The organism is Caulobacter sp. P1_B12_2, assembly GCF_056406675.1.
Genome location: NZ_JBFTZS010000510.1, coordinates 1 through 3,010, shown reverse-complemented (window position 1 = coordinate 3,010; position 3,010 = coordinate 1). Strand labels below are relative to the sequence as shown.

Below are 3,010 nucleotides of genomic sequence, written 5' to 3'. Positions count from 1 at the left end.
GACCACGCCAAGGACGCCCACCTGAGGATGATCTTCGACCAAGTGGCGCCGGACAAGGCCAAGGCGCTCTTGAAATAACCCTCTCCCGGAGGGGAGAGGGTTTCCCAAATCATCCCCGCCTCAGCCACGCCGCCACCGCCCAGGCGTGGGCGTCGTGCCGTAGAGCCACCACCGCGTCGCGCGGGTCCAGCCAGACCAGGGTGTGATCGTCCTCGACCTTCAGCTCGGGCCGCTCGCCGGTGACCTGGACCACATAGATCCCGCCGTTGTTGCACACCGGCTGGCCGTCCGACTTCAGGAACGGCTGGCTGACCTCGATCACCCGCGTCCCGACCTCGACGACCAGGCCCGTCTCCTCGCCGAACTCGCGGACGACGGCGGCGTGCTCGTCCTCGTCGCCGTCCACCGCCCCGCCCGGCAGGTCGAAATAGGGCGGGCGGTCAGGCTTGCGGACCTCGACCAGGGCGATCGTGCCATTGGCGCCCTCGGCGATGCCGAAGGCCGCCCACCGGTGCTTGTACTCCAGGCCCGCCTGGGGTGCGTCGAACGCCTGCAAGGGATCAGTCCTTGCCGTACAGGTCGTTCCACGGATCGGCCTTGCCGGACACGACGTCGTCGACGGTGGTTTCCGGACGGTAGCCGATCTTGCCCGTGGCGCTGGCCTTCCAGGCGTCGACGACCATGTCGCGCAGCTGGGTCGCCCCGGCCGCCAGGCGGGCGTCGACGAAGGCCTTGGCGCGCGGATCGGCGGCGACCAGGCCGCCTTCCTTCTCCAGCTTGTACAGCGGCTCGACGAAGCTGACGGTCTCGGTCAGGTAGCTGACCGTCCGCGCCTCGATCGTGCAGGCGCAGTCCTTGTAGGCCGGCACCAGCGCCTTGACGTCGGCGTTGGTCGCCACGGCCTTGACCAGCGGCCCCTCGAAGCTGCCGTGGGTGCCCTTGCTCTGGGTGTAGCCGTTCGGATTGGGGTAATCGCCCCAGCCGTTGTAGTGCACCGAGAGGTGCAGCGGCTGGCTGGCGTCGCCGACATAGTGGGCCCAGACGCCCAGGTCGCGGAGCAGCAGCTCCTCGCGCCGCTTCAGGTCGGCCACGTAATAGGCCTTCTTGGTCTTGTCCTTCTCGGACTTCGAGACCGCCTGCAGGATGCGCCAGTAGGTGAAGTCCTTCACCAGCTGCTGATAGCCGTCGATGACCGAATACGGCAGGTAGCCGGCGTTCCAGCTGTCATGGCCGACCGCGGCCAGCGACTTCTCGTAGTCGGCTCGGGTGGGCGGCAGGGTCTCCAGCGTGAACTTCGGCCCGCCGTACATCCTTCCCTCGTCGTCGATGTCCAGGAAGTGGGCGGCGTCGCGGTCGGTGTCGTGGATCTTGCCCGAGCCCTTCCAGCGGTCCGGCTCGCGGGCGTATTCGCCGATCGCGGCGACGGCCTGCGGCGTGCGCAGGAAGGCCGGCACGTCGCTGGGCAGGCTCTCGGCGGCGACGACGCCGACCATGCGATGCCCCCAGGCGCCCCAGGCGAAGGCCGAGCTGGCGGGCGCGGCGAGCGCAGCGACCAGGGCGACGCTGGTGAACAGGCGACCAACGGGGGAGAGGGCAGACGGCTTCATGGGCGCTCCAACGATCTGACGGCCTCGTGGGTCGAGCGATCACCGCGACTCGCCAGGCCCGCCGGACCTGCTCAAGACGCGTGCACCGCCGAAAAAGCCGTGGACGACTCCGGTTTATGCCACCCGGGCGACGACCGCCAGAGCGTGCGGTTCCCGCCGCCAAGCGTCAGCACGCAATCCCTTGCGGGCTTGGGGATACCGCCCGACGTGGAACCAAAGAACGCTTCAAACGATGGCGCCCTGAGCCACCGCCAAGGGTGCGGCGCGGCATCCGGTCGCCCGCAAGTGGGTTGTCACGGGCCCGTGATCTTAGTAATCAGGCCGCCGACCGACACTCTACGCCGATAAGAGGAACCCCTCGATGCGACGCACGTTTGCGGGATTTCTGGCCGTCGCGGCCATGTCCATCGCCCTACCCGCCCTGGCCGCCGACAGCGCTCCCGCGCGCAGCGACCCGCTCGGCGACCTGATCACCGGCGCCCTCACGGGCACCATGCCGGGCTCGGTCGAATACAAGATGAAGGCGACGCTCTACCACGCCGGCGCCAAGGGCATCCGCGCGCTGGACAGCCTGGGCTGCAAGGTCGTGGCCATGCGCACCCTGGCGGTCGACAAGTCCGTGATCCCGCGCCGCACCGTGGTGTTCATCAAGGAGACCGTCGGCGTTCCGATGCCCAACGGCCAGAAGCACGACGGCTACTGGTACGCCTCCGACGTGGGCGGCGCGATCAAGGGCAACAAGCTGGACCTGTTCAGCGGCCAGGGGCGCTCCTCGATGCAGCCCCTGATGAACCTCAACCTCTCGACGCTCTCGGTGACCAAGGTCGGCGAGTTCAAGGGCTGCCCGCCGGAATAGGCGTCTCCGGACCCCACATCCGTCGAAGATCGAAGACCTCACGCCTCCATCTCCTCGCCCTGTCGTGGCGCGGCGGCCGCCCGCGCCTCGCGCGCCGCCGCCGCGCGCTTCAGGCGCCGCCTGATATCGCGGCGAAGATAGTTCATCCGCGCGGCCGTGCGGCCGCTGTCGTCGTCCATGGGATCCTTGCTTTCGCCAACCGACCGCTGAGCGGCGCGGATTAGGGCTCGGGTCTTCGATCGGGGCATGATGTCTCCTGCGGTGGACACGACTTCGCCGCCTCACGCGGAAAGCCGCTGAAGGTGTGGGGAGGGACGCGGAGCGCCGGGCCAGGCCCGGAAGCTTTGTAGACAAATACCGTTTCGACCAGGACCGACGCTCCGCGCGATCGTTATCCAGGAGCGTCCGGCGGTCGGCCCTGTTCAGGCCTCGCCGGCTTTAAGCCCCCGACGGGCGGGCCGGGCTCGCGTCGCCCGGTCCCTGAACGCACGGGTCGCCCCATGCCTGTCGCGCCGCCAGCCCCTTCATCAACGCCGTATCCGTGTTC

General features: G+C 68.8%; 4 protein-coding genes. 1 reads left to right on the top strand and 3 read right to left on the bottom strand.

What is annotated here, in order from left to right; all coding sequences use genetic code 11:
• Positions 1–109: 109 nt before the first annotated feature.
• Positions 110–556: an NUDIX domain-containing protein gene (locus AC1DZ6_RS22395; RefSeq protein ID WP_477099327.1), complete on the bottom strand. Its 447-nt coding sequence runs from the start codon at positions 554–556 to the stop codon at positions 110–112.
• 4 nt (positions 557–560) lie between these two features.
• Positions 561–1,607: a phospholipase C/P1 nuclease family protein gene (locus tag AC1DZ6_RS22390; RefSeq protein ID WP_477099326.1), complete on the bottom strand. Its 1,047-nt coding sequence runs from the start codon at positions 1,605–1,607 to the stop codon at positions 561–563.
• 361 nt (positions 1,608–1,968) lie between these two features.
• Between AC1DZ6_RS22390 and AC1DZ6_RS22385 the strand changes: the two genes are divergently transcribed.
• Complete coding sequence (locus AC1DZ6_RS22385; protein ID WP_477099325.1) at positions 1,969–2,463, top strand: 3D domain-containing protein; 495 nt, start codon at positions 1,969–1,971, stop codon at positions 2,461–2,463.
• Positions 2,464–2,501: 38 nt separating this feature from the next.
• Here AC1DZ6_RS22385 and AC1DZ6_RS22380 read toward each other — a convergent pair whose 3' ends face one another.
• A complete protein-coding gene (locus AC1DZ6_RS22380) occupies positions 2,502–2,642 on the bottom strand; it encodes a hypothetical protein (RefSeq protein ID WP_477099324.1) in 141 nt (46 codons plus the stop codon).
• Between the last annotated feature and the right edge of the window lie 368 nt (positions 2,643–3,010).

What these genes read in the sequence shown, in the direction of transcription:
- AC1DZ6_RS22390 (WP_477099326.1), bottom strand. Translation starts at nt 1,607, where the DNA reads ATGAAGCCGTCTGCCCTCTCCCCCGTTGGTCGCCTGTTCACCAGCGTC.
- AC1DZ6_RS22385 (WP_477099325.1), top strand. Translation starts at nt 1,969, where the DNA reads ATGCGACGCACGTTTGCGGGATTTCTGGCCGTCGCGGCCATGTCCATC.
- AC1DZ6_RS22380 (WP_477099324.1), bottom strand. Translation starts at nt 2,642, where the DNA reads ATGGACGACGACAGCGGCCGCACGGCCGCGCGGATGAACTATCTTCGC.